The 420-nt window shown below is 74.5% G+C and carries 1 protein-coding gene; it reads left to right on the forward strand.

The features are described 5' to 3' along the window. Positions 1–420 (forward strand): hypothetical protein (locus FV222_RS30515; protein WP_187277558.1); only part of this gene is annotated, 420 nt, incomplete at both ends.

Consider the following 420-nt stretch of genomic DNA (forward strand, 5'->3'; position numbering starts at 1 on the left):
GTGTGGGCCGCGATCAGGCCGAGGGCCGCTTCGACCGGAACCGGCCCGAACTTCACGAGGCCGCCTCGCCTCGACCTCGACGCCTTCCTGCTCTCGCCGGGCGGGCAGGCCTTCCTCGCGCGCGGCCTGCCCAAGCTGGGTAGCAAGGCGGGCAAGGCGACGTCCGGCCTGCCGGTGATGCTCGACCTCGACCTGTCGGTCGAGACGGCCGTGCTCGGCTTCGAGGAATGGAGCGACCTCAAGGCGGCCGGCACCATCGAGCGCGCCGGCGGCCTGCTGCTGCGGCGCTTCTCGGCCGTGGCGCCGGGCGCGGCGACCGTGACGGCGAGCGGCGAAATCGACACCGATCCGAGCCCGCGCTTCACCGGCCCGGTGACGCTCGCCGCACCCGCCTCCGACGGGCTCGGGCGGTATCTGCGC

It is taken from the genome of Methylobacterium sp. WL103 (genome assembly GCF_008039885.1).
GTDB classification, from domain to species: domain Bacteria; phylum Pseudomonadota; class Alphaproteobacteria; order Rhizobiales; family Beijerinckiaceae; genus Methylobacterium; species Methylobacterium cerastii.